We start from the raw sequence: 26566 nt of genomic DNA on the forward strand, positions 1-26566 counted from the left end.
GAACGATTTCAATCGCTAAAGCGTCATATAGGTGATGAAACAAAAAGGAGGAGTGACCGCTTTGGAACAAGATGATTTCATCCTTGTCCAAAAAGCATTACAAGGTAATGATGATGCCTTTTCACTGTTATTTCAGCGCTATCATTCATTTTTATATAAATACCTTTTAAAGCTAACATTAGATGAGGATTTATGCAGTGAATTGTGTCAGGAAGCAATGATGAAATGTTACGTGAATCTTTCTTCATACAAAAATGAAGCAAAGTTTTCGACTTGGATGATATCCATTGCTTCAAGACTGTACATGGATTATTTGCGTAAGCAAAAACGGGAAAAAAGCAGTCTCCAGCGAATAAAGCATTCTTTATCGCATCAGCTTCAGTGGAAAACCAAATACAAAGGAGTGGAATGGAGCGAGATGTTTTCCGATTTTAATGAACTCGATTCGCGCTTTCGAATTCCTATCTTGCTTCGACATTATTACGGATATACATATGATGAAATTGCTCATATGCTGAATATGCGAGCAGGAACAGTTAAATCAAGAGTAAATAAAGGAGTAAACATACTGAGAAAGGAGTGGAAAGAATGAGAGAAGAAAATGACAATCAGTCCTTACATTCTTTAAAAAAAGATTGGGAGCAGCTAGAGAGTTTAGCAAGTCATGAACATATTTCTCTACATGTAATTAAAGAGCAACTTCTCATTCAAAAACAAAAGCAAAAAAAAGCTTTCAGGAAAGAGTTATGCTTATTTACATTAACAGCACTTGTTATTTTAACGGTAATGGCAACTGCTATTTTACAAATACCTGCTTTATTTATCGCCATTGAAGTAATTGGGATCATTGTTGCTCCTATTTTTTTTATTGTTTTTCACTATAAACGAAAAAAGGAGATGTCTTTATAATGCATGAAAAATGGATTCTTGTTCTGTTTATTTCACCATTTCTCCTTCTTCAAAGCTTTCTCCTTTTTATCAATGCAAAAAAACGCGGCGCTCATCCATGGTTTTGGGGAATATGGGGACTGATTCAAATTCCAATGCCAACGCTTTTTTATTGTTTTTTTATTATTTGGCTTCCAGCACGAAGAAAAAAGGGGGAATGTAAATGAATGAAATTAACTGGTTATTAATTGCTCCAATTATATTGTTACAATTGTTTTTAATGATTCCAGCATTGATAAGCTGTATGAAGCAAGAAGAGACAAACGGGCCAAAATGGTTATGGGGACTCATTATTTTATTTGTAAGTACAATTGGCCCCATTTTATATTTTGTTTTAGCACGTAAAAAACAGTGAGGTGGAACGAAGATGTTTATGCAAGTAGAAGGACTGACAAAAACGTATCGTAATATAACTGTTGTAAATAACCTTTCGTTTAATCTCGACAAAGGAAAATGTGGAGCATTGTTAGGCCCTAATGGTGCAGGTAAGACGACTACTCTGCATATGATTGCAGGTCTTACTGCACCTGATAAAGGAAAAATTTCTTTTGAAGATAAACAACATCAAGACGTACGATCATTTATTGGCTTTCTTCCACAGCATCCTACGTTTTTTAATTGGATGACGCCTCAGCAGTATTTAACTTTTATAGGTCTTTTATCTAACATTTCAAAGAATGTGCTTTCTCAACGAATAGATGAAGTACTTGAAACTGTAGGTTTAAAAGGAAAAGAAAAGGGGAAAATTGCTGGCTTTTCTGGAGGAATGAAACAACGTTTAGGCTTGGCGCAGGCTTTGTTACATAAACCTGAACTGTTAATTCTAGATGAACCGGTTTCGGCTTTAGATCCTGAAGGCAGAAAAGATGTTCTAATGATTATCGAAACATTAAAAAAAGATACATCTATTCTGTTTTCAACCCATATTTTGCATGATGCAGAACAAATATGCGATAACATTATTATGATTAAAAACGGACGCATGAAATGGAATGGAACAAAGAATTCGCTGCGCCAAGAGTTCACTTCTCCTATTTTTACGATTGAAACAGAAGAAAGGCTCCCCGCGTCTTTCGGTAGTCTACCAAGTGAGCAGCTGCTGTTTCATTCTCCATATAAAGCCACTGTAGGTGTAAAAGATAAATCTCAGCAGCAGCAACTACTTCAACTGCTTGTTGATCAAAAAGCGAACCTTATTTTATTTGAACGAAAACAGCATTCTCTTGAAGATGTGTATCTAGAGGTGATGAACAAATGAATACATTTGGAATCTTATTCAAAAAAGAATTACATGAATTATTTGCGAACGGCAAAGGAATTTGGCTGCCAGTCTCTCTGATTTTACTAGGCATCACACAGCCTTTAACGAATTATTATATGCCACAAATCATTGACATGGCAGGAAATTTACCGAAAGGAGCAATTATTCAACTTCCTACGCCCACCGGTCAAGAAGTATTACAGGGTGTCCTTTCACAATATAGTACAATAGGAACCTTACTGATTGTACTAGCAAGCATGAATATGATTTCAAATGAACGACAAAATCATGCTGCTGTACTTGTTATGATGAGACCGGTGAGTGTCATTCAATACCTCATGAGTAAATGGGCTGCGCAAATCGTACTGGTTATTGGCTCAACGTTTATGAGCTATATAGCAGCGTGGTATTATACAAATCTTTTATTTTCATATGTGGATTGGACTCATATGCTGGTTAGCTTTCTTTTATACAGCCTGTGGCTGATTTTTATCTTGTCCGTTTTAGTGGCAGCTGGAACCTTTCTTTTACAAAGCGGAGGGATTGCTGGAGTAAGCATTTTGATCATTGCGTCACTTTCATTTTTGAGTACTTTGTTTACGAATCAATTAAAGTGGAGTCCTGCAGCGTTGTCACAATACGCCGCTCATATACTTGAACAATTGCACTGGTCACAAAGTGTCACCTATACCGTAGTTGTTACGTTAATGAGCAGCTTTCTTCTTTTAATCGCTGCTGTTCATAGATACAAAAAAGTGGAATATGTATAAAAAGACTTCTTCAACGAAGTCTTTTCTAAGGGATTAATTTGCAAATCCACGCAATATAAAGAGCAGCGGGCACTAAGAGAATCTGGGCACATACTGTCCCGCACAAACGAGAGATGACGAGTGTACCAACCATTTTGTTCATAGATTGCTTAGTTGATTCACCTTTCATTACCTTTTCAGTTAAAATGGCTACTTGCGGATCTACAAACACAGCAAGGGTAATCATCGCTAGTCCGTTAATAAGACCAGAAGACATCAGAATTGATTTAGAAAGAGTAGGCTCGAGTGTAGAAGCATAAAGAGTGGAAAGAACACCTACTGTATAAATGGTCGTAGCCATTAAATTCAAAAGCAGTAACCGTTTGGGTACTCCACCTATTCGCAGCTGAGACAGCATAATCCACCTAGGACGCTTAACGTGTTTTTTTGCTTTTTCCAGCGTATGTATGGAAGCAATGTTTTTCATCATTTGAGGTACAGATCCCGCTACTTCTAAGTGTGAAATCATTCGGGAGAAGATCGATACAAAGCTAGGAAGTAAAAGAGCACCTACGATTGTCCCAATAGAAGCCGCGAGCAAGATGGTTTGAAGCTGATGAAGTAGAACAGGCAGATCTTCTTTAGACTGGACCGCATCTCCTAATTTGCCGGTCAGCGGAGCTTGCACCATATTAGCTGTTCTTGAAACAATGACAATAATATTAAAAAGAGATAAAGCCACGACTAGTTTTCCAGTTTTCAAGCCTGCAAGTCTCACAGAGTAGGCTAGCGTTTCAATCATGTGAATAATTCCTACAAACACACAAATAATAAGTAATTTTTCCATCATAATAAGCAAGTTCCTTTCTTCAATACTGCACTTCCTTATTATGTATAAATTTGGTTCATTTGTAAATAAAAAGCCGCTTGCTACCAAAAGTAGCAAGCGGCTTTTTATTATCGATGCTGATTAATATCACGCAGTATATCTTTGCTAGCCTGATAATCTTTTTCTCGTTCTTTTTCCACCTGTAGACGTTTGTCTAGCTTACGGCTATATTCAGCATACCCCACGCCGTGAGAAAGCTGCATGGCCTTTTCCATTTCTGACGTGTACGTTAGGTGAAGTGCGATAATGAATCAATCCTTTCAGCATTTTTCACTTGTGGCATATGTGTTGCTGCTCAAGTGTTTTGGTGTTTATAACTCTTGAAGTCTTTCTAGAAATCGTTTTCCCTGTCGCTCTGGATCTAAACATAAAATGATTAAAATTTCATAACATTCCAGGTAAAAACCTTTTTTTCTTGCGTAGTATCCCATATAATAGCAAGAACAACGTTTTTAAAGGAGTTATATATGAACAATACAAAACGAGTATGGTTTGATTTACTTTTTTATATCGCTATTCCGTACCTAATATGGAACCAAGGAAAAGACATTATTGGTGACTACTATGCCATTTTGCTTTCAACAGCACCAGCGTTTGTGTATACCATTTATACATTTATTAAAGATCGTCAGTTTAACGTAACAGGATTGTTTATTGTCATTACGCTGCTGGCACGTACCATTATTGATTTAATTTCAGGGAACGCAGCAACGATGTTAAACAATCAAGTATACTTTATGATTGGACTGGCTGTAGTTGTCCTTTTTACCATTGTGATAAAAAAGCCAATCGGTTTGTACTTTTTCGTAGATACGGCTTACTTAATGGGCTATAAGAGAGAAGATTCTCTTAAGCTCTTTCACCAGCCTGATCTATTCAAAATGATGAACTGGCTTACGGTACTGTTCGCAGGTCGCTATGTATTTTTAGCAATTGTAAAATACGTATTGATTCAAAAGTACGGAGTAGAAGGATATGGAAACATGATTGTATTCCGTCAGGCTGTTACATGGGCATTCTCCATTTTAATTGCTGTCTACACGTATTTTATCTATAAAAAAATTCAAGATAAAACAGGGATTGATAATCCAATGAATCCAAATGTAAATGAATAGAAGGAGAAGCGTGCGTTTAACTAACGTACGCTTTTTTGTTACAAAACAGTGAACAGTGCACGAAACGCTAACATCTCATTTAAAATTAATAGTAAAATAACGCTATTAAGAACGGGATGAAAGTAGGTCAAGAAATGAAACTATTATTAGCATGTCAAAAGCAACCTTATCGGATTTTAGAAATGATTATGGTGTTTTTTACCTTAATTTTTGTCGTTCTGTCGTTCTTCGATTACCGTCAGCTGTTTTTTCTTGTGTTTACACTTGGAATTGTATTTGCTATTCGAGCGTTTGAAATGCAAGAAGGAGAGAAAAAGACTCAAGGGAACATCTGGCTGCTTGTTGGTGTTGTAATGATTTTGCTAGATATTGTTTTATTTGTTATATATGCAATTAATCGATCTTAAATGAAGAAAAAAGCTTCCGCGCAGAGGGATACCTCTGCGCGGAAGCTTTTTTAATTAAGGAATCATCCACGATAATACATTAGATTGTAAAAATGTTAATACGCAGACAATCAGTAGTAAAAATAAGCTGTGCTTCACCGTAAAACGAAGCAAATCGGATTCTTTTCCAGCCAACCCAACCGCAGCACAGGCAACGGCGATGGACTGCGGTGAAATCATTTTCCCGGTTACTCCGCCCGAAGAGTTTGCTGCAAGAGCAAGAAGCGGGTCCATTCCAATAGACGTGGCCGTGATTTTTTGTAAGTTGCCGAACAATAAGTTGGCTGATGTATCTGATCCTGTAATAAAAACACCGAGCCAGCCGAGTACAGGAGAGAAAAAGGGAAATAACGCGCCTGTTTTAGCTAACAGTAGCCCTAAGGTTGTACTCATTCCAGAAGCATTTGTCACGTAAGCAAATGCCACAACGGACATAATCGTAAGTAGCGGTAACGCTAATTCTTTGCACGTCTCGTTAAACGTAATAAACCAGTTCTTCCAAGAGATGTTGACGATAAATTTTGTTACAACAGCAGATAACAGGATAGCTGTGCCTGCAGCGCCTAGTAATTCTAACTTATAAACTGCAGCAATCGGTTCTCCATTTCCATTTAAAATTAAATTATTTAACCAAGGTACTTCCGGCATGAACGTTAAATAATGTCCGATGGAATTGATAGCGCCCAAAAAGGCGTTAGCTCCTTCATAATGTTCTGTCAAAGCGGTTTTAATTTGAGGAATTCCCCATACAGAAATAAATATCGTTAAAATTAAAAAAGGTGACCACGCTTTTGCAATTTGAGCCCCTGTGAATGTGGGTTGATCTTGAGTTTCTCTCAGCTCAGCTGAAGCAGAAGCTACTTCATGTGCTGCTTTTTCAGATTGAAAACGGAACGTTGTTTTTGGTTTCCAGAATTTTAAGAAAATAGTGAGCGCAAAAAGTGAAACTAATGCTGATAAAATATCGGGAAGTTCAGGTCCTAAAAAGTTAGAGCTGACAAACTGTGTAAGAGCAAAAGAGACGCCGGATACTAGAATAGCAGGGAGTACTTCTAATGTTTTCTTAAATCCAGCCATTACAAAAACCAAATATAGCGGAATAAATATAGAAATAAAAGGAAGCTGTCGGCCTACCATTTTAGAAATCTCCATTGCCGCTACCCCAGTAGGGCCTTCCATAGCCGTTATAGGAATACCGATTGCACCAAAAGCAACGGGTGCTGTGTTTGCTAACAAACATAAGCCAGCGGCATACAAAGGATTAAAGCCTAGCCCTACAAGCAGCGCTGCTGAAATGGCAACAGGTGCGCCAAAACCAGCAGCACCTTCAAGAAAGGCACCAAACGAAAAAGCGATTAACAAAGCTTGAAGTCTGCGATCTTCTGTAATGGATACGACAGAGGTACGAATAATATCAAACTGACCGGTTTTTACGGTTAGTTTGTAAAGAAAAACGGACGTAATGATAATCCATCCAATCGGCAGTATACCGTATACGGCTCCTTGACTAGCTGACATAAAAGCCATACTAGCCGGCATTTTATAGGCGAGTATTGCAACGGCAAGTGCGACCAGTAAAGTTGTAACTCCAGCCATATAACCTTTCATTCGTTTAATAGCCAGAGCCCAAAAGAAGTAAAGAATAGGAATCAAAGCGATTAATGAAGACCAAATGACGCTGTTTCCTACAGGAGTGAACTGCTGTGTCCATGTCATAACTAACACCTCATTTTCAAATTAGTGAACCACAAATTTAGTAAAATAAAACAATTAAAACTACGATGATAAGGTCATCTGATGACTTATGTAAAAAATGAATTCGCTTACATTATATTCTAATTCTTTTATGATAGGCAAGTACTAAAAGAAACTTTTTTCAAAAGAACGCACATTTTTTTGTTGATATAAAGAAAATATTGGTTGAAAATCCCAGTAATAGGTGATTTAATGATTGTAAGCGCTTGAAATATATCTTTCCACCCGTTCTACTAATTATTCTTCTTATTAATCTACTACTTTTAGTCGAATTATATATGGCACTTCTTTATGTTATTAGTGAAACATTGTTTGCTATTACAAAACGAGAGGAGTCAATTTATTGAGTACGTTAGAGCTTCTAGATCATTTAAAATCTATTTTATCTAATCCTTCCACACTTGAAGAACAGCATATGGATCACTTCCTTGGAAATAACGGATCCCTTCATGTTAAGCCAACTTCAGAACAAGAAATAGCAGCCGTTTTAAAGTATGCAACGGAACACGGCAAAAAGGTCGTCATTGAAGGGAACGGTACAAAAAAAGGGTTTGGCGGACTTATGGAGCCAGCCGACCTTTTGCTTTCGCTGACTGAATACAGCGGAATTGTTGAACATACAGTAGGAGATATGACGGTTACTGTAAAAGCTGGTACGCCGTTTGGAGAGTTACAAACGTATTTAAAAACGTACAATCAGCAAGTTTCACTTGATCCAGCTCTAGGAGATTACGCTACAATCGGCGGGGTTATTGCAGCGAATGAAAGTGGTCCAAAGCGCTTGTCTTATGGATCAGCTCGGGATGCAGTAATCGGTATGAGGATCGTATATTCAGATGGAACCATTGTTCGTTCAGGCGGAAAAGTCGTCAAAAATGTGGCTGGTTATGATATGAATAAGTTGTTTATTGGTTCAATGGGAACGCTCGGCGTTATATCAGAAATAACGTTAAAGCTGCGTCCGCTGCCTAAGTATCAAAGCGTTCTTTTTATTTCTTTTTCAACAGGTAATATGGAAGAAATTCATGCATTTGTTAGAAAGGTCTTAGATTCCATGATAGAGCCCATTGCTTTGGAATTATTAAATCCCTCTCTAGCTGAAGATGTATTAGGGCAGCATCTTTTTACGCTCGTGATTAGCTTTGAAGACGTAGAAAGTTCCGTTCATTATCAAGAGAATTACATCAAAAGTATTCAGCCTGCTGATACGATTTTAAAAGTACTGCAGGAAAAAGAAGCCGAGGTGTTTTGGGGATTTTTTAGTAACATTAGTCCAAATGGCGCACGTTGTTCTTCAGAAGAAGAAACAGAAGCCACTTTAAAAGTCGGCGTACCAAATATGAATGTAATTGATGTGATAAACAAAAGTAATGCTTTAAAAACTTCCCGTCCAATGCTGATAAAAGCACATGGAGGAGTTGGACACGGTCTTTGCTCGGTCTACATAAAAGGCTCAGAAGAAGCCATTCTTTCCGTTATCACTTCATTTACTGAAACTGCTAAAACGTACGGAGGATATGTGGTGGTTAAACATTTGCCTTTTATAATGCGTCAAAAAGTAAATGTGTGGGGGGAAAAACCTTCTCATTTTCCATTATTGGCAGGAATTAAAGCAAAGGTGGACACTAAAAATGTGCTTAACTATAAACGATTTATAGGAGGAATCTAAGTGAATTCAGCGAAAGCGGATATCAAAGATGCTCCATGTCAAAGCGTTAGCAACTATTTGTGGAAAGACGCGCCAGACGAAAAAAAATGGGCGGATTGTGTACACTGCGGAATGTGCTTGGAGTCTTGTCCTACTTATGAAATAACCGGGCAAGAGCAGCATTCACCAAGAGGACGCGTGCACCTTATCAAATCGGTAGCAGAAGGAAAAATAAACGTAAATGAACAGTTTACAGACCCTGTTTTTGCCTGTTTGGACTGTCGTGCCTGTACAACTGCTTGCCCTGCAAATGTAGACGTTGGCGGACTCATTGAAGAAGCCCGTGGCCAAATTCGTCAAGCGATGCCTTTGACCGGTTGGAAAGGGATGATCAGCAAATTTTTTCTTAAGGAACTTTTTCCTCATTCCCATCGCTTGGAAGCTGCAGGAAGCTTATTAAAGTTATACCAAAAAAGCGGGATGCAAAAAATGGTTCGCACAACAGGCATGTTAAATATGATGCCAACACATCTAGCAGAAATGGAACATGTAATGCCTAAAATTACCCGTTCTGTTCGAAAAAAATATAAAAAAGAACGCGTTCTAAAAGCAAAAGCAGAAAGAAAAGCCCAAGTTGCTTTTTTAACCGGCTGCATCATGGACGTAATGTTCAGTGATATTAACGAAGCGACTCTTAATGTATTAAGAAGAAACGGAAACGACGTTGTTATTCCTCAGTCTCAGACGTGCTGTGGTGCTTTGCACGTTCATGCAGGAGACCGAGACATGGGAAGGCAGCTTGCAAAAAAAAATATAGAGGCTTTTCAACATGCCGATACCATTATTGTAAACGCTGCGGGATGCGGCTGCATGTTAAAAGAGTATCCTGAACTATTTAGAGAAGAAGAGCAAGAGTGGCTTGAAAAAGCCGAAGTCTTCGCTGAAAAAGTCCAGGATATTTCAAAATACCTTCACGATACGGGATATCGCCCACCACAGGCGAAGCTGCATACGCGCATTACGTATCACGACGCTTGCCACTTAGCTCATGGTCAAGGAGTTAGAGAAGAACCAAGAGATATTTTGCTCTCTATTCCGGGAGTTGAAATGGTTCATATGGCTAACGCGGACCGATGCTGTGGAAGCGCAGGAATTTATAATTTAACAAACCCTGACATGGCGGGAGCCGTGCTTCAAAGTAAAATGGAAAATGTGCCCTATGACGTAGAAATGATTTCAATGGGAAACCCAGGATGTATGCTGCAGATGGCAGTAGGAGTGAAAAAATATGGACGAAGTCAGCAAATTGTTCACACGGTACAGCTTTTAGAGTGGGCCTATCAAAAAGAAGAGGAGGAAGCGCATCGTGTTGAAGAAAAATAGAATAAAAGATCTTCACGTGAAAAATCTTTCTCAACTAGTAGATGCTCATTCTATTTTGTATCATAAAGAAGATTTGCTTGCATACGACTGCGATGGGTTTACCATTCACAGACACCTGCCTAAAGCGGTGGTATTTCCTCAAAATACGAAAGAAGTTTCTAACATTGTTAAATACTGCAATGAACATGATTTGCCTTTTCTTGCAAGAGGAGCAGGGACAGGACTGAGCGGAGGAGCAATTCCTCTTAATAACGAAGTGGTTATTAGTTTAGTGAAAATGAAGCGACTGCTTAGCGTCGATTATGAAAACAGGCGTGCCGTCGTAGAGCCGGGATTTATTAATCTTAGATTAACCAATTCAATCTCTGAAAAAGGGTACTATTATGCACCGGATCCTTCGAGTCAATATTGCTGCACAATTGGTGGAAATGTAGCGGAAAACGCAGGAGGGGCTCACTGTCTTAAATATGGAGTAACCACCAACCATATTTTAGGGCTAGAGGTGGTGCTTCCAAATGGAGATGTGATTGAACTTGGCAAGCAAGGTATTCCAGATGAACCGGGATATGATTTATTAGGGCTTTTAACAGGATCAGAAGGGACCTTAGGAATCGTTACAAAAATTACTGTACGCATTTTAAAAAACCCGGAAGCAAAACAAACGGTCCTTGCCTATTTCGACCGCGTAGAAGACGGCAGTCAAACGGTATCGGACATTATATCAGCTGGCATTGTGCCTGCTGCGCTTGAAATGATGGATAAAACCGCCATTGAAGGGGTGGAAGCTGCTGCGTTTCCAGTCGGACATCCCAGAGATATTGAAGCTCTTTTATTAATTGAAGTAGACGGAATTTCAGCCGGTATCAAAGAGCAAATCCTTCGTATTTTAGACGTATGCCAAAAACGAAATGTACGGGAAGTGAAAGTAGCTGAAAGTGAAGAAGAGCGCGCCAGATGGTGGGCAAATCGTAAGACAGGATTCGGAGCGATGGGAGCTATATCTCCTGACTATCTCGTACAAGACGGCGTCATTCCAAGAAGTAAACTGCCTCAAGTGCTGAAGCGAATTAACAAAATTAGCGAAGAATCAGGCCTTCGTATTGCCAATATCTTTCACGCTGGAGACGGAAACTTGCATCCGCTTGTATTATTTGATGCTAGAAAGCCAGGGGAAACTGAAAAAGCACTCGAGGCCGGAAGCGCATGTTTGCAAGTATGTGCAGAAGTAGGAGGAACGATTACCGGGGAACACGGCGTGGGCATTGAAAAAAAAGAAGAAATGCGATTTGTTTTTAATGAAGATGAAATTCAAGCACAAACGAATATACGAGAAGTATTTAATCCTAAAAATCTATTAAATGCAGGAAAACTTTTTCCAAGTCCGAGCCGCTGTGCTGAAGTCAAAAAAGAAAAGAAAAAAGCGGAATATTTTTAGAAAATTCTTGAAAATACATCCGCTCGATGATATGATTTTTTTAACAAAAATAAAACGCTGTTTTGTAATAGGAAACAGCAACGCATATGTTCGTCTTAACCATTTTGGCAAAAAGAAATGAAAGCGTGTCCAAATTTAAAAATGTAAAAGAGTAAGAGGAGGAAACAGACGGTGACAAACTACAAACAAGTTGGAAATCTGAAAGTAGCTCCAGTTCTCTATCAATTTATCAATGAGGAAGCTCTTCCGAGCAGCGGCCTAAGTACAGAACAGTTTTGGTCTGATTTTGAAGCGTTAGTAACCGAGTTAACACCCGTAAATAAGCGTTTGTTAGAAAAGCGTGATCAGCTGCAAGCTCAAATTAATGCGTGGCATCAAGAAAATCCTGACGGTGACTTTAACGAATACAAATCATTTTTAACGAGAATTGGCTATTTAGAAGACAAGACAGAGGATTTTCTCATTGGTACAGAAGGAGTAGACAGCGAAATTGCCTATCAGGCGGGACCGCAGCTTGTTGTACCAGTCAATAACGCCCGGTACGCTATCAACGCTGCTAATGCACGTTGGGGAAGTCTCTATGATGCTCTTTACGGCACCGATGCAATCAGTGAAGAAAATGGAGCCTCGCGTACGAGTTCTTATAATCCGATTCGAGGAGAAAAAGTCATTGCATTTGCAAAGAATTTTCTTGATGAAGTTGTCCCCCTCGTTCAGTCTTCTCATGCGGAAGTGGTTCAGTACAGCCTTGAAAATGGAAAGCTTGTAGCTCAATTAAACAATGGTAGTTTAACAGAATTACAGGAAGAAGAGAAATTTGTAGGGTATCAGGGAGAAGAAGGAAGCCCTGATGCTCTTTTATTCAAAAACAACGGTCTGCATTTTGAAGTTCAAATTGATCGTACGGATTCAATTGGCAAAACAGACGATGCGGGCGTAAAAGATATTTTAATGGAAGCAGCTCTTACGACGATCATGGACTGTGAAGATTCAGTAGCGGCCGTAGATGCAGAAGATAAGGTAGATGTTTATCGCAACTGGCTAGGATTAATGAAAGGTGATTTGACGTCGACTTTTAAAAAAGGAAGTCAAAACATGACAAGGCGTTTAAATCCAGACCGTACCTATTTTTCTCCGGAAAAGAAAAAGATTTCACTGTCTGGCCGTTCGCTTATGTTTGTTCGAAACGTTGGACATTTAATGACAAACAGCGCTGTTTTAGATCCGGATGGTAACGAAATCTATGAAGGTATTTTAGACAGCGTTATTACTAGTTTAATTGCCAAACACACCTTGCTTAAAAACGGCGCGTATCAAAATTCTAAAAAGAGCTCTATTTATATCGTTAAACCGAAAATGCACGGCTCCAAAGAAGTGGCGTTTGCCAACACGTTATTTAACCGAATTGAAGATATGCTAGGGCTTGAGCGTCATACGATTAAAATCGGCGTAATGGACGAAGAGCGCCGCACAACCCTTAATTTAAAAGCGTGCATCAAAGAAGTAAAAGACCGAGTTGCTTTTATCAATACAGGATTTCTAGACAGAACAGGTGACGAAATTCACACCTCAATGGAAGCAGGTGCTGTTATTCGTAAAAATGATATGAAAGCGTCTAAATGGCTTCAAGGCTACGAGCAGTCCAATGTAAATGTAGGATTAGCAAGCGGGTTCCAAGGCCGTGCTCAAATCGGAAAAGGAATGTGGGCAATGCCGGATATGATGGCAGAAATGCTTAAGCAAAAAGTGGGGCATTTAAAAGCAGGAGCGAATACAGCATGGGTGCCTTCACCAACCGCAGCCACGCTCCATGCTCTTCACTATCATCAAATTGATGTAAGGGATGTTCAAAATGAATTGCTTACTCAGTCTACCGATTTACGTGATGACATTCTGCAAATTCCTGTGGCAGAAGAACCAAATTGGAGCAAAGATGAAATCCAGCAGGAGCTCGACAATAACGCTCAAGGAATACTTGGCTATGTAGTAAGATGGGTTGACCAAGGAGTAGGGTGCTCAAAAGTACCGGATATTAATAACGTAGGGCTGATGGAAGACCGGGCAACGCTTCGTATTTCTAGTCAGCACGTAGCTAACTGGCTTCATCACGGAATTTGTACAAAAGAACAAGTAACGGAAACCCTAAAGCGGATGGCGAAAGTAGTGGATCAACAAAATGAAAATGATCCCCTGTATCAGCCAATGGCATCGAACTACAGCACATCCATTGCCTTTCAGGCAGCCTGCGATTTAGTATTTCAAGGCTATGATCAGCCAAACGGCTATACGGAGCCAATTTTACACCGCCGCCGTATCGAAGCAAAAGCAACAGCAGCTATAAAGCAGTAAGAAAAAACGGCCTGTCAGCATAGGGATGGCAGGCTGTACTTACATCTTAAGAATCTGACTATCTACTATCCTTATTAAAACTAAGCAAATGGGAAAAGGAGCTATGGCATGGAATTTGTAAGGTTCGCTGTACAAGATAGCCGTTATACAGGTGTACTAAAAGAGGATATAATCAGCGCCATTGAAGGAAATATATTTGAGAAATGGGACTATACAGGACAGACTTTTTCAGTAAATGAAGTAAGGCTTTTGGCTCCTTTAGAGCCGAATCAAATTATTGGAATAGGCGCAAATTATGCAGCCGCAAAGTCGGAGCTTCCAAAAGAAATGCCTTCTATTCCTGTCTTCTTTTTTAAGCCCACATCTTCGGTAATCGGTCCAAACGAAGACATTGTTATTCCAACTGCCATTAAGCACGTCAAGTTTGAGTCCGAGCTTGCAGTTGTCATTGGAAAAGAAGCAAAGAACATCGCAAAAGAAGACGTACTGGATTATATATTTGGGTATACAATTGGAAACGATGTAACGGCTCCGGATTATTTTCATGAAGACGGGCACTGGACCATTGGAAAATCCTTTGATTCGTTTACGCCTCTTGGCCCCGTAATCGAAACGGAGCTTGATTTTAAATCCATTCATGTAAAAGCGTTTTTAAATGGCGTTGAAAAACAAAACAGCTCGACAGATTTAATGATTATTTCCGTTGGGCAAATGATCGCTTACCTCTCTACTGTTATGACCCTTAAGCCGGGAGATGTGGTTTTAACAGGAAGTCCGGTCGGCGCGGAACTGGTAAGCGCAAACGATGTTATTGAATGCACTATCCGAGAAATTGGGACCCTCCAAAATCCATTTGTTGCAGAGAAAGAACGTGTAAACGTATAAAAGTGATAAAAAAATGCCCGGCAGTAAAATGATACATAAAGGAGAGAGGAAAAATGGAGCGAGAAAACATGGTTAAGTCTGTAAGCCGGGCATTAGATATTGTCACAATTGTCAGCATGGAAAGAGAAGGTGTAGGCGTCACAGAAATTGCAAAGCAAATGGACATCAATAAAAGCTCTGTATACCGTATTCTAACTACTCTTGCTCAGTACGGATATATTGAACAAGATCAAGAAACCGGGCGGTACAAGCTTGGATATAAGTTTTTAGAAGTAAGTTCAAAACTTTTAGATTCTATTGACTTACGGACGGAAGCAAAACCGTTTTTGCAAGAACTTGAAAGTGAAACAAATGAAGTCATTCACCTTGTTGTCTATGATCAAGGTGAAGTGGTATATATTGAAAAATTAGAAGGAAATCAGACGCTGCGCATGCATTCAAAAGTGGGGAAAAGAGCGCCTATGCACTGTACGTCCGTAGGTAAAGCTATTCTAGCTTTTTTACCGCTTAACACGGTAACAAGCATTCTTGAGAGAAAAGGCTTACCTGCTCATACCGATAAAACCATTACGGATGAAGAAAGCTTTCTTCGAGAACTTTCAGAAGTGAAACAAAATGGATATGCGCTGGATTTAGAAGAAAATGAATATGGAATTACTTGCATTGCAGCGCCTATTTTTGATCACCTTGGTCAAGTCGTTGCCGCAGTCAGCATTTCTGGTGCTACCATGCGTATGACAAACGAGCGATTAACTTATCTTCAAGAACGCATGGTTGATATAGGGAAGAACATTTCGGAACGGCTCGGCTACAAAACTGAATCTGTGAAAGACAAAAGTTTGTTCTGATTCTTATAGAACAAACTTTTGCTATATAATAATCTGTAAAATAACGTAATTATATTATGTAAACTATAAGCTGGAATTTTTAATTGGTGTTTTATTCATGATACAATGAAGTTGTTAGAATATATACGTAAAGGAGATAAATTATGGAACAGTTTGAGCGCAATATTGAAAAGTACGCCGAGCTAGCTGTAAAAGTCGGTGTAAACATTCAAAAAGGGCAAATTTTAAACATTAATGCCGATATTTCTTCCGCTGACTTTGTACGTGAAATTGCGAAAAAAGCGTACGAAGCCGGAGCAAAGTCTGTTGATGTAGACTGGCATGACGATCATTTAGTGCGTTTGAAATATGAAAAAGCGGATGAATCTGCATTTAATGAATTTCCAGCTTGGAAAGCTCAAGCAAGAGAAGAACTTGTTAAAAACGGAGGCGCTGTTTTATCTGTGATTTCAAGCGGCCCTGACTTATTAAAAGGAGTGGACGGCAAACGTATTGCTGCGTTCCAAAAAGTAAGTGGGAAAGCAATGAAAAAATTCCGTGAAGCTATCCAATCTGATAAAATCAGCTGGTCCATCGTAGCTGTTCCTTCAAAAGACTGGGCAGCTAAAGTATTTCCTGACGTTCCAGAAGAACAGCAGCAAGAAAAACTATGGGAAGCTATTTTCAAATCCGTGCGCGTAGACCAAGAAGATCCAGTGGCTGCATGGGAAGAGCATAACGCTTCATTACATAAAAAAGTAGACATTTTAAATGAAAAGAAATTTGCTAAGCTTCACTATAAAGCGCCAGGAACAGATTTAACAATTGAGCTTCCTGACAAACATATTTGGGTTGGCGCAGGTAGTATTAATGAAGACGGCAACTCGTTTATGGCCAATATGCCAACAGAAGAAGTATTCACACTTCCAAAAAAAGACGGCGTAAACGGTCAAGTAACGAGCACAAAACCACTTAGCTACGCAGGGAACTTAATTGAAGACTTCACGCTAACATTTGAAAATGGAAAAATTGTCGATATAAAAGCAGAAGAAGGCGAAGAAACATTAAAGCACCTAATTGAAACAGATGAAGGTGCCAAATACTTAGGAGAAGTGGCTTTAGTACCGCATCAATCGCCAATTTCTCAGTCAAACATCATTTTCTACAACACGCTGTTTGACGAAAATGCATCGAACCACTTAGCGATTGGCAGCTCGTATTCTTTCTGTTTAGAAGGCGGAAAAACGATGTCTAAAGAAGAGCTAGCACAAAACGGAGCAAACGACAGTATCACCCACGTTGACTTCATGATTGGCTCAGCTGAAATGGACATCGACGGCATCAAAGCTGATGGTACAAGCGAGCCTGTGTTTAGAAAAGGGAACTGGGCGTTTTGAATTAAATAAATACAAAGGTAAAGCTTCTGCGGTACATCCGCAGAAGCTTTTATCATATAGTCCACTAAATTTCTGTAAAACTGAGATTTATATATCTTACACGCAATTACGCTTTAAATCAAAACGTGAGCATAGTCATTTTTTTAGTTTGTACATCTGTATCAGAATCAGGCGCAAAGTTAGTAACTTCTAATACTATAGGAGAACCCACCAAAATGGTAGATCCAGCAGGAACAGTAATGGCTAAAGAACCAACACCTGTAGCTCCCGCTGTATAAGCTGAAACGCCAGCCATTTGTAAAACGCCGTTGATATACACATTGTAATAGCTGTTATCCGTAATTAAATCAGGGAGTTCAGTAGCCGGAGCACCTGTATCACCAAAAAAGTCAGCCGTATCTATTGTTAAAGTGGTTACACCCGTAGTTGTAGCAGTTGCTGTATAAAAGAAACGGGATACGGTTGGAGTTGTTGTCACGGTAGTAGTAGCCGCTATAGCGAGTTTCATAATTTGAAGAGGCATAAATGTGTTACCTCCTTTCATATTCTATCCTTCAATATATGGAATAGGTTTAATGGCATAAATTTAATTCTTAAAGACTATAACTAAACTAAGTACATCAATGAAGGAGAATCTTCCTTGAAGAAAAAATCTTACGGCTGCGATCAACATGCAACTTCTTGTTCAATACCTTTTATTAAGCTTCCCGCGTTGCCAACGAAAGAATTTAGATATGTATTTCTGAAAAAGTTCGCATCTTTGAATACTATACAGTAGCCAGAGGCAACAAGCGCATCTTTACAGATCAAGACGCGTTAAAAGAATACGGCACTCAGCATATATTGGATCCTGAGAACTACTTATACAGTAATCTATTTATAAACGGTGTGTTACAGCCTTCCTCAAATTACAGCGTCAAAAAAGGAATTCTTATCACTAACACAGAAGATATTCCTTTAGAAAAATCACCCGTGATTTTACAAATGATTAAAGTGATCTAACTTTCAATTGCCAAATGCTATGTGCACATGCCTGCACATAAAAAAACAAGGTGAACTTCAGTCAGTTCCACCTTGCTGTGATTCTTCTTTTTTAACCGGGGCTTCACGCTTGAACATATGATAGTAGGTAAACCCTAAACATAGAGCACCGGCGATTGAACAAAAATATTGCAAACAACGGACGAAATCCATTGGAATGACCTCCCATTTTCAGTTTCGCTTCTAGTATGTACAGGGAAGTGAAATAATATGTGAAAAAGGGAGGTTTTCTCTTATAGTTCGTATGGTTCTTGAAGAGTAAGGTAAGGCTGCTGATCTTCAAGACCAAGACGCTTATTTAATTGTCTTTTCATTAAATCGTACTGGTAGATGAGGTGAAATTGATTTTTTTTCGGTGTTTCACAGCGAATGTATGTTTCTTGCCCATTCTTGTCTGTGAAATGAATGGTTAATTCACCGAAATAGCGTTGAACAGGAGCTCCGTGAAGACCTTTTTCATTTTTGACAACCTTTGAAAATTCTGCTCGTTGAATACGGTTAAATGGAATAATAGCTACTTGATTGATAACAAGACGCTGATCGTACATGTCAATTTTAGATATGGAAATTTGATTAATTCCTTCTGCGAATTTAACATGTCCGTTTACAGAAACAAGCGGTTTGCGATCCTCAGGATCCACAGCGCCTTGAGGTCGCTTAATGACGTAGAAGCTAGCTACGCCAAGTGCTACGATACCAACCACAACAATAAGTGCAAATATCATTTTGCATTCCACCTCCTGAGTATAGATGTGTAATCTGAATTTAACAGCAAGCTGTATCAGTTGCCATATTACCTCAACAATGAGGGTAGAGAAAAGCAGTTCGGCAGTTCGTTCCAAGTATATACATACGTTCGACAATATGGTGTGATATTCCTTCTTATTATGACTTTTTTACGACAAAATGGGCAAAACTCTTTTCGAAAATGAAGTTAATCAGTTACAATTTAAGAATAAGGTACCAAATTTCTTTTTGATCTTAAAAAAAGCGCAGGAAAGTGTAAAAAATTCTAGGTACTTTCTCATATTTTTACTATTTTTATAGAATTTATTCCAATTTCTAATCCTTTATCGTGTATAATCTCTTGTGTGCAGCATGATATACATAAAGGTGTAAGGAGGCACAGTTCATTGTCTTTATCAGCAAAAAAGATATTATTATTAATTTTAGTAGTTATATGTTTAGTGTTAGTTGTGATGCAATTCATAAATCGATCAGCAGAGCCGACTTCTGAACAGGCCCAAGAAACACTGAGTAAGCTTCCTGAACAAGAAACCGTTAAAGAGAAAACGAAAGGCGACGAGGAAGCGCATAAATATCGAGTGTATTATATTACCATTGAAAAAATCGAAAACGGTACATACAGCGGAACAACAAAGGAAGGAACGGGCATTAAATTTTCCGATAAAAATTTAAATGAACCGATTCCAAGCAATTTGAAAAAAGGGGATATCGTCAAAGCATACTTTGATCTTGAATATAGCACCAAAGGTCTAGTCAAAGTGGAGAAAGTAGACGAGATACCCGATGATGACGAGAGCTCAAGTTAATTGAGCTCTTTTTTTGTATTTTACGAATGTGGTAAAATATTGAATATATAGATACGATATAGGAGGAAGAAGATGCTAGCAGCCATTATAGTAGGAGCGGTAATTCTTTTAGCTGTGATTATTAAAGGGATTACAAAGTCGAGAGGATTTCGCTTGTATAAAGAAGAGCTTCCAGAAGAGCTTGGAATACATAAAGATAAAGAGTTTGAAGATATTGTTCATTCACTAGAAGATTCTTTACCGACAGCCTATGTTCAGCAAGTGAAACAGCGTATGAAAGGGGGAAGTATAAAAGACGATGAAGTGGAGTGGACGTTCTTTGAGATGAAGCGCTACTTTTTGTTAAATGCAGTCATCAAAGACGTACCAATGTTTAGTGCAAAAGTAGATGAAGTGTGGCACGAAATGATTATGTTTACAGTGGACTATGAGCGTTTTACAGACCGCTTTTTCAACCGTTTTTTGCATCACCAGCCAAATGTGGACACAGCTCCATCACCACAGCCGGATAAGCGAGCGTTCTTCGATTGGATGTATGCTCATTTGTTTGACATAACGGGTAACAGCCAACTGCTTTGGGGGAAATTTTTTCAGCATCCGCTTGATAAAAGTATAATTCAAGATTTTCAAAGATTGTCGGAAGATGAATTACTAGATCGCTATTTTTTAAGAATCGGCAAATGGGAAAAACAGCAGAGGCACTTGATTCAAACGTTAAAAGAAGAAATCACTGCTGCTCGAAAAAGAAAAAAAGCAGGCGGATCAACTTATTTTAAAAAAGCGGCTAAAAAAGGAAATGTATCAAACGAACTTCTTCTTCAAGGCTTTGTTTTTTATTCTCTCTACAAAGCCACCAACTTTTCAAGCCATATGAATGAACTGCTGCTATATAAAAAGACAATGTATGCGGGGGATACAGCCTCGTACAGCGGCTATAGCTGTTCAAGCCCATGGGAAGACAACCGCCATCATCACCACCACGATGGAGGTCATCATCATGACAGCGGCAGCAGCTGTTCGAGTTCAAACTGCAGCAGCTCTAGCTGTGGGAGTGGATGCAGCAGTAGCTAATACAGTAAAAAACTCGTATAAAGCGAGTTTTTTTACTGTAACTGTAACGATGACGAAAAGGTTCACTGACAAGCGATGAAAAATTTGGTATAATCGTTACGTTTTTAAAAAGGAGAGACAGCGAAAATGAATATTTTATGGGACTTTGATGGAACTATCTTTGATACCTATCCAACTATTGTAAAAGCATTCAAAGAATTACTAACAGATCCAACTATCTCAGAAGACGATATTTTAAAACAGATGAAGATATCTTCTGAAGTAGCAATTAAGCATTTCGATATTGAAAAGTCTTTGTTTGATAATCATTTCCATGTGCTTGAACAAAAAATCAATCCTAAAGATAAGCCTGCTTTTCCTCAGGTAGAAGGCGTACTGAGCTTTGCGGATACAAATGTAATTGTTACGCATAAATCTAGACAGTCTACTCTTGATATTCTTGCATTTTTTAATATGGAGCACTATTTTACGGAGATTATTACAAAGGATGATGGCTACAAACGAAAGCCTGATAGCGGCGCTTATGCATATCTTCACGATAAGTATAAGCTCGATTTAGTAATTGGAGACCGCGAGCTCGACTTAAAACCTGCCCGTGAACTTGGAATTAAAACATGTGCATTTCAAAATGACGACATTGAAGCAGATTATCACCTTACATCATATGATCAATTCTTTACAACTGTCGTAAATAAAAACTCGTGAAGTTATTCTTCACGAGTTTTTATTTGTTCAGGTTTATGTATCTCGGGAATTTCGCCGAGCGTATAGTTCGCTACTTTTGTAATGTTACTATTGGCAAAAAAATAAAACTCTCCGTCAACTCCGCGAATTTTTGTAGTGCGTAACCCGATTTCTTCGACAATTCCTTCCGTATCGTTTATGGATACGTGATCTCCCACTGAGAATTGATCTTCAAATAGAATAAAAAAGCCGTTTAAAATATCTTTAATTAAATTCTGTGCACCTAAGCCTGTAATAAACCCTGCTACGCTAATACCAGCTAAAAGTGCTTTCATATTAATTCCGATTGCCTCTAAACACGTAATAAGTACAATAAAGTACACAACGTACGTCACAATGCTCAGACAAAGTTTTTTCAGCGTTATTTCTTTTCGTTCGTTGTACCTCAGCAGCTTAGTTTTAAACCTGAAATCAAAGATTTTATTAATTGCACTACGGGCAAACCGGATCACAATTTGAGCAATAATAAAAACCAAGATAATCTTTATGATTACTTCACTAATTTCAATCCACTTACCGGTGTTAAATAAAGTTTGCTGCACCCACTGTATGTCTTTCATGACTAAGTCCCTTTCTTATTTTATAAAATTTTCTCTACTGAATAGTATAATTTATTTTAAAAAATATACTACTAGAATTTATTAAGATATGTTTGAACCCATTGTATTTGTTTATTTTAATTTATTTATATTTGGTATAGGAAATAAAAACTCCTTATTTTAGAAAAAGTGAAAATCCTCAAGCATAGATATTTTTAAAACATTTCTTTATACAAATATTAAATAAAACCTTATAGCAGATATTAATATAGATCTTATTATCAAACATTATATACAGATATTAAAGAAAGAAAAATCCTCTACAAATTCACTAATATCAAGAGTTAGAGGGAAAATAGATTTTCAAAAAATAGCCGTGTGGAAAATAGATCTTTTTTGTGAACAGCATCCTTTAGCTAAAGGATGTTTTTTATTGCAATAGATATGGAATATATTTTATTTACTATGTTTTCTCTTTTATAAAGGATGGATTTTAAAGATAATTGTATGAAACTTGTTGTTAAAAGGATGGATTATTTCCATTGTGGATAAAAAGAGTCGCATCAAAGAGGAAATAACCTGGAAATCATCGTCAGTAAAAAAACAAAGGGGATGTTTTTGTTAATAAATAGGATGATATAACATTAATTGAATATGTTTTTTTTTACTTGTGGATAAGTATGAAGCTGCTTTTTTAGTAATATTCCGTAGTTATACACAAGAAATATCATTTGTTTGAACTCATTACGTTTATATAGATAGGATAATGGAATTGGAGAGCTGGAAGAATGGGTGTTTGTTTGCGCTAGTGGTATCAAAAAGAGAAGAGAATGAAGATAAAATAAAAAAAGGCATGCCAAATAAGCCCCTTATGAAGCTGTAAGTTCGACAGGGACTTGGTCTTGAAGATTTTTTGAAAGCTCTTTTCGAATCAGCGTACGGATTTTCCCACCGTAATTTTCAACGACTTGGGCGTCATAGCTAAAGAAAGCCTGTTCAATGAGAGAATAAAGGGCAGACTTTACTCGTTCAATGCCATATTCAAAAGAAAGCTGAACCAAATCAGCGATGTCTTCGTTTTGGAATGAAGACATCAAAATTCCTGTAGAATCTGTGTTGTATCCAGATAATTTTACAAAAGTCTCTTCAATAGTACTTCGAATCGCCGCATCATATTGATCTTTCTTTTCTTGTTTTGACATCTTGCCATTTTTAGCTCCGTCTTTTAAGACAAAGAAAATAGTAGATCCTTGAACAACGGTTTTAAATGCACTCGTCTGGGTTTCAGCTATTTTTTGCATCATACCTTTGTAGTGAGTATATTTCGGTGTAAAAATTTTATAGTCATTAAAGCTAATTTTTGAAGTGTTTTCTCCAGGGTTAAACTGACGCTTAATCGTATCATTGTCATAAACTAATTCTTTGCGCAGCTCTAAACGAAGGGCGTTTACGTTTTCAATTAGAATAAGCTCTTCAAAGCGAGTATATTCTAGTTCCATAAAACCAAAGCCGTGTTCTTCAAAATATTGAGGGTAGGGAACAATACAAATATTGATTCCTTTGCCGCTGCGAGAATAAGAAATTAATTCTGTTTCTGCTAATACTACATTGTTGTTGCGAACTGTTCGAACCGTACAATTCAAAGCGGCTGCAATCTCTTTTTCAGAAACATCACAAATAATACCTCTTTCATCAACGTGAAGGAAGTGATAAAAAATTAATTGTGAAATTTGAGATTTAGATAAACGATGATGTTCCGCCACCGTTTTGATTGTAGGGTTCCCATGAGCGTCTAGGTCCATGTGATCTTCAATATCTTTATATTTTTCTACGGTGCTAGACAATTGGCGAATAATTTGTTTTCCAATTTTCGCAAATTCTTTTTTTATCATGAGAATCCCTCCAATCTATTTCATATCAACCTTAATTTATTAGGGTAAAATAACAAAGAATACCTTGTGAAAATTATATCAATAAGAAACAGAATCGCAAACGAACGAGTAGTACGCTAAAAACGGCAAAAGGTTCAAAGAATGCTGTCATATCAAGGGATTCAGCTTCTAGGTTTTTTAGTACGACAAAAATGGCAAAAGCAAGCAAGCACCGGTAGAACAGTATTTGTTACGATCAGTAAAAATCAAAAAAAACTTTATGCATTTTAGTACGACAAAAATGGCAAAAGGCTGATTATAGTACGCTAAAAATAGCAAAAGTGAAGATTGGTACGCTAAAAACAGCAAAAGCTATCTCTATTTACCTAAAAAAAGGTAAAAAAATCACTTCTGTGATCGTTGTAAATAACAAAATGAATTTTATTGGTACGTCAAAAACGGCAAAAGCTGTTTTTAGTACGTAAAAAACGTCAAAAATGACATAGTAGTACGACAAAAACAGCAAAAGATTTCGTTTGGTACGTCAAAAATGGCAAAAGCTTTATATGTGTTGCGAAAAAAATAAAAAATGTGGTTTGAAAAGGCAATAACAAAGGGAAAAGCAATGTTTAGTACGCAGAAAACGGCAAAAGAAGTGAATGAGTACGTAAAAAACGGCAAAAGGTAGGATTGTTTTACGGAAAAAAGAGAATAATTAACAATTAATAAGGGATAACTAGTAAATAAAATGCATTTAGTACGTAAAAAACGGCAAAAGAAGCAGAGTGGTACGTCAAAAACAGCAAAAGGTAGTAATTAGTACGCAGAAAATGGCAAAAGAAGTGAATGAGTACGTAAAAAACGGCAAAAGCTTCTGTTTAGTACGTTAAAAATGACAAAACTTCCAAACTATGAAATAAAAATAGAGGGATATTTTGTATCGGCAGGATGGAAGTGGAAAAATATCGAATAAAAAAGGAAGGGAATGATTTACCCTTCCAATGTTTCTCTATGTTCTCCTCCAAAATAGTCTTGAATTTCATAATTTTGAAGAGGAATAAAAGAGATTTCAAATCCTTGAAGTTTTTGCTGATAATTTTGTATCAATACTTGGTTGCTAACAAACTCTGCTAGAGATTCATTAATTAATTTTAGATTTACATCAATTTTCTTTGAACGAAAACGAACTTTTGAAGCAAAATATTGATACGGATAAAAATGGGTGTAAGACTTCTCTTGTAAATAACAATCTAATCGCTCTTTTTGAAATGCATACAGCAGTAAAGAAGAAAGCGAGTTATCTTTAAACTTTTTAATAACGTCACTGTAAATTTGTACAAACTGCTGATTTAAAAAGCCTTGATGCGTATCGTCGCTAAATACAATGGTTGCATATCGTCTGCCCGTTACTTCATCGGTTTCAATAACAGCCTTTTGGAAGAAGTTTATCGCAAATTTTGTATCTCTGGAATTTTTCTTCTTCGCTACACCTTCTACATGATATCTGGCAATTTTCATAATGCGGGCTTCAACCGCTTCATAGTTTTTTACACCTTTTGAATTATAAATTTCTTTAACGATATCCGCTAAATCAAGAGTCACCGTTTTTTCTTTATAAAACATCTCATCGCGCTGTGAAAGAGCAAACTGGATAATTTGAGAATCTTTTGGATCTAAAACCATATTTCGTTTGGAAAGAACCGTTTGATTATCATTCACAGGGATAATGGTGCGAATGAAATATTCTTCATCAACTTTATAGTCATTATATAAAACGACTTCTTGGGAGTTTTTTTTAACTTCCATATTGGTTTTAAGAGAATGACTTTCATTTGAGAAGATAGGGGCCTCTACCCACGAATTCAATCGTTTATCAATCCAGTTACTCAAATTTCCATTGTATTTTTCTAATATGATTTCAGCAATTAAAAAAGTAAAGTCTGTGTGAAATGCTTTCTCTATTTGATAATTCATCTTTGAATCTAAATAAGGAAAATCGGTAATGTTTGTTTTTTTACTTTTAGCCCATGTTTCTACTTCTTTTAACTTTATCTTTAAAATATCTTCAGGTTTTTCCACACCAAACAGCTTTTTTAAGTGTTCGGTATCCACTTTTTTATCCATCACTTTTTTGGCCAATTCAATGTCTTCAAAAATAGGATTAGGCTTTTCTGCTTTAATATCTTTTTTTAACGTTTGCAGCCAGTTTTTCTTATTCGATTGTCTTCTTTTGTAAGCGGGATTTCTTATTTCCTTAGGATTTATTAATTTATTCTCTAAAACAAACGTATCTTGCAATATATTTAAAATGTAGTCTTCTATAAAATCTTTTTCATTCGAAAAGAACGAATGAGAATCATATAAAAAGTCTATGCACTTTGCTTTGATATTGTCATCGATTGCATCGCTGATTTGTTTAATAAGATAAGGAGAAAAATTGGATGGTTCGTTCATGTTGACCTCCTCTGTATGTATTTAATCTGTAACAGTCTTATTATATCTTTTTTGAACGATACTCTAAAGGCTAAAAGGAAAATTCGTTTTTGTGAACGCTGTTTTATACCAAATTAGCCTAGCCGGCTATTAGTATATAAAGGCTTATTGCAAACATAAAATACTTTCTTTATAGTGATTGTACAATATAAGTACGTACTTTAGAT

Annotated in this window: 28 protein-coding genes; 19 read left to right on the forward strand and 9 right to left on the reverse strand. The window is 37.4% G+C overall.

The window, feature by feature from the left end; translation table 11 throughout:
* The first annotated feature begins 34 nt into the window (after positions 1-34).
* The 6 genes from sigY to M3225_RS09800 are packed head-to-tail and all read left to right on the forward strand — an operon-like array spanning position 35 to position 2979.
* A complete protein-coding gene (gene sigY / locus M3225_RS09775) occupies positions 35-592 on the forward strand; it encodes an RNA polymerase sigma factor SigY (RefSeq protein WP_251394370.1) in 558 nt (185 codons plus the stop codon).
* Entirely contained in the window at positions 589-909 is a 321-nt protein-coding gene (locus tag M3225_RS09780; RefSeq protein ID WP_251392970.1) for a YxlC family protein, read from the forward strand. Before sigY ends, M3225_RS09780 begins: the two co-directional genes overlap by 4 nt.
* A complete protein-coding gene (locus tag M3225_RS09785; RefSeq protein WP_251392971.1) occupies positions 909-1115 on the forward strand; it encodes a transcriptional regulator in 207 nt (68 codons plus the stop codon). The genes M3225_RS09780 and M3225_RS09785 overlap by 1 nt, the downstream gene beginning before the upstream one ends.
* Positions 1112-1303 carry a PLDc N-terminal domain-containing protein gene (locus tag M3225_RS09790; protein ID WP_251392973.1) on the forward strand — a complete coding sequence of 64 codons (192 nt, stop codon included), beginning with the start codon at positions 1112-1114 and terminating at the stop codon, positions 1301-1303. The genes M3225_RS09785 and M3225_RS09790 overlap by 4 nt, the downstream gene beginning before the upstream one ends.
* A 12-nt stretch (positions 1304-1315) precedes the next feature.
* A complete protein-coding gene (locus M3225_RS09795) occupies positions 1316-2206 on the forward strand; it encodes an ABC transporter ATP-binding protein (RefSeq protein ID WP_251392975.1) in 891 nt (296 codons plus the stop codon).
* On the forward strand, positions 2203-2979 hold the full coding sequence (locus tag M3225_RS09800; RefSeq protein WP_251392977.1) for an ABC transporter permease: 777 nt from the start codon (positions 2203-2205) through the stop codon (positions 2977-2979). The genes M3225_RS09795 and M3225_RS09800 overlap by 4 nt, the downstream gene beginning before the upstream one ends.
* Before the next feature lie 25 nt (positions 2980-3004).
* On the opposite strand, the gene M3225_RS09805 is transcribed toward M3225_RS09800, so the two are convergent.
* Complete coding sequence (locus tag M3225_RS09805) at positions 3005-3808, reverse strand: lipid II flippase Amj family protein (RefSeq protein WP_251392979.1); 804 nt, start codon at positions 3806-3808, stop codon at positions 3005-3007.
* Between the two features lie 107 nt (positions 3809-3915).
* Complete coding sequence (locus M3225_RS09810) at positions 3916-4062, reverse strand: hypothetical protein (RefSeq protein ID WP_014459567.1); 147 nt, start codon at positions 4060-4062, stop codon at positions 3916-3918.
* Between the two features lie 252 nt (positions 4063-4314).
* Here M3225_RS09810 and M3225_RS09815 point away from each other — a divergent pair, with 252 nt between their 5' ends.
* Together M3225_RS09815 and M3225_RS09820 are read left to right on the forward strand one after the other, a co-directional pair.
* A complete protein-coding gene (locus M3225_RS09815; protein WP_029322461.1) occupies positions 4315-4962 on the forward strand; it encodes a VC0807 family protein in 648 nt (215 codons plus the stop codon).
* Between the two features lie 134 nt (positions 4963-5096).
* On the forward strand, positions 5097-5369 hold the full coding sequence (locus M3225_RS09820) for a hypothetical protein (protein WP_251392981.1): 273 nt from the start codon (positions 5097-5099) through the stop codon (positions 5367-5369).
* Positions 5370-5423: 54 nt separating this feature from the next.
* Here the strand turns inward: M3225_RS09820 and M3225_RS09825 are convergent, their stop codons facing one another.
* Entirely contained in the window at positions 5424-7124 is a 1701-nt protein-coding gene (locus tag M3225_RS09825) for an L-lactate permease (protein WP_251392982.1), read from the reverse strand.
* A 382-nt stretch (positions 7125-7506) separates the two neighbouring features.
* Here M3225_RS09825 and M3225_RS09830 point away from each other — a divergent pair, with 382 nt between their 5' ends.
* From M3225_RS09830 to M3225_RS09860, 7 genes are all read left to right on the forward strand, one after another.
* On the forward strand, positions 7507-8832 hold the full coding sequence (locus M3225_RS09830; RefSeq protein WP_251392984.1) for an FAD-binding oxidoreductase: 1326 nt from the start codon (positions 7507-7509) through the stop codon (positions 8830-8832).
* Positions 8833-10194: a (Fe-S)-binding protein gene (locus M3225_RS09835; RefSeq protein ID WP_251392986.1), complete on the forward strand. Its 1362-nt coding sequence runs from the start codon at positions 8833-8835 to the stop codon at positions 10192-10194.
* Complete coding sequence (locus M3225_RS09840) at positions 10178-11629, forward strand: FAD-linked oxidase C-terminal domain-containing protein (RefSeq protein ID WP_251392990.1); 1452 nt, start codon at positions 10178-10180, stop codon at positions 11627-11629. Before M3225_RS09835 ends, M3225_RS09840 begins: the two co-directional genes overlap by 17 nt.
* Positions 11630-11800: 171 nt before the next feature.
* Positions 11801-13978 carry a malate synthase G gene (locus M3225_RS09845; RefSeq protein WP_251392992.1) on the forward strand — a complete coding sequence of 726 codons (2178 nt, stop codon included), beginning with the start codon at positions 11801-11803 and terminating at the stop codon, positions 13976-13978.
* Positions 13979-14086: 108 nt separating this feature from the next.
* Positions 14087-14863, forward strand: coding sequence for a fumarylacetoacetate hydrolase family protein (locus M3225_RS09850; RefSeq protein ID WP_251392994.1), 777 nt, complete (start codon positions 14087-14089; stop codon positions 14861-14863).
* Between the two features lie 53 nt (positions 14864-14916).
* Complete coding sequence (locus M3225_RS09855) at positions 14917-15711, forward strand: IclR family transcriptional regulator (RefSeq protein ID WP_251392996.1); 795 nt, start codon at positions 14917-14919, stop codon at positions 15709-15711.
* A 143-nt stretch (positions 15712-15854) separates the two neighbouring features.
* Complete coding sequence (locus M3225_RS09860; protein WP_251392998.1) at positions 15855-17087, forward strand: aminopeptidase; 1233 nt, start codon at positions 15855-15857, stop codon at positions 17085-17087.
* Between the two features lie 118 nt (positions 17088-17205).
* Here the strand turns inward: M3225_RS09860 and M3225_RS09865 are convergent, their stop codons facing one another.
* Positions 17206-17610, reverse strand: a complete 405-nt coding sequence (locus tag M3225_RS09865; RefSeq protein WP_251393000.1) for a DUF4183 domain-containing protein — start codon at positions 17608-17610, stop codon at positions 17206-17208.
* A gap of 320 nt (positions 17611-17930) precedes the next feature.
* Between M3225_RS09865 and M3225_RS09870 the strand changes: the two genes are divergently transcribed.
* Entirely contained in the window at positions 17931-18089 is a 159-nt protein-coding gene (locus M3225_RS09870) for a DUF4183 domain-containing protein (RefSeq protein WP_251393002.1), read from the forward strand.
* Positions 18090-18146: 57 nt separating this feature from the next.
* Here M3225_RS09870 and M3225_RS29515 read toward each other — a convergent pair whose 3' ends face one another.
* The gene (locus M3225_RS29515; protein WP_285885408.1) at positions 18147-18281 is read right to left on the reverse strand and encodes a hypothetical protein; all 135 of its coding nucleotides are present in this window, start codon (positions 18279-18281) and stop codon (positions 18147-18149) included.
* 80 nt (positions 18282-18361) lie between these two features.
* Complete coding sequence (locus tag M3225_RS09875) at positions 18362-18853, reverse strand: hypothetical protein (RefSeq protein ID WP_251393003.1); 492 nt, start codon at positions 18851-18853, stop codon at positions 18362-18364.
* A 408-nt stretch (positions 18854-19261) separates the two neighbouring features.
* On the opposite strand from M3225_RS09875, the gene M3225_RS09880 reads away from it, so the two are divergent.
* From M3225_RS09880 to M3225_RS09890, 3 genes are all read left to right on the forward strand, one after another.
* Complete coding sequence (locus M3225_RS09880) at positions 19262-19681, forward strand: hypothetical protein (protein WP_251393004.1); 420 nt, start codon at positions 19262-19264, stop codon at positions 19679-19681.
* 72 nt (positions 19682-19753) lie between these two features.
* On the forward strand, positions 19754-20752 hold the full coding sequence (locus M3225_RS09885; protein WP_251393005.1) for a hypothetical protein: 999 nt from the start codon (positions 19754-19756) through the stop codon (positions 20750-20752).
* A 126-nt stretch (positions 20753-20878) separates the two neighbouring features.
* On the forward strand, positions 20879-21457 hold the full coding sequence (locus M3225_RS09890) for an HAD-IA family hydrolase (protein WP_251393006.1): 579 nt from the start codon (positions 20879-20881) through the stop codon (positions 21455-21457).
* 2 nt (positions 21458-21459) lie between these two features.
* Here M3225_RS09890 and M3225_RS09895 read toward each other — a convergent pair whose 3' ends face one another.
* The 3 genes from M3225_RS09895 to M3225_RS09905 form a co-directional block, all read right to left on the reverse strand.
* Complete coding sequence (locus tag M3225_RS09895) at positions 21460-22056, reverse strand: mechanosensitive ion channel family protein (protein ID WP_251393007.1); 597 nt, start codon at positions 22054-22056, stop codon at positions 21460-21462.
* A gap of 848 nt (positions 22057-22904) precedes the next feature.
* Positions 22905-23927: a hypothetical protein gene (locus M3225_RS09900; RefSeq protein ID WP_251393008.1), complete on the reverse strand. Its 1023-nt coding sequence runs from the start codon at positions 23925-23927 to the stop codon at positions 22905-22907.
* A gap of 969 nt (positions 23928-24896) precedes the next feature.
* The gene (locus M3225_RS09905; RefSeq protein ID WP_251393010.1) at positions 24897-26360 is read right to left on the reverse strand and encodes a hypothetical protein; all 1464 of its coding nucleotides are present in this window, start codon (positions 26358-26360) and stop codon (positions 24897-24899) included.
* Positions 26361-26566 lie beyond the last annotated feature (206 nt).

This window comes from Priestia aryabhattai (assembly GCF_023715685.1).
Classification (GTDB): Bacteria; Bacillota; Bacilli; order Bacillales; family Bacillaceae_H; genus Priestia; species Priestia aryabhattai_B.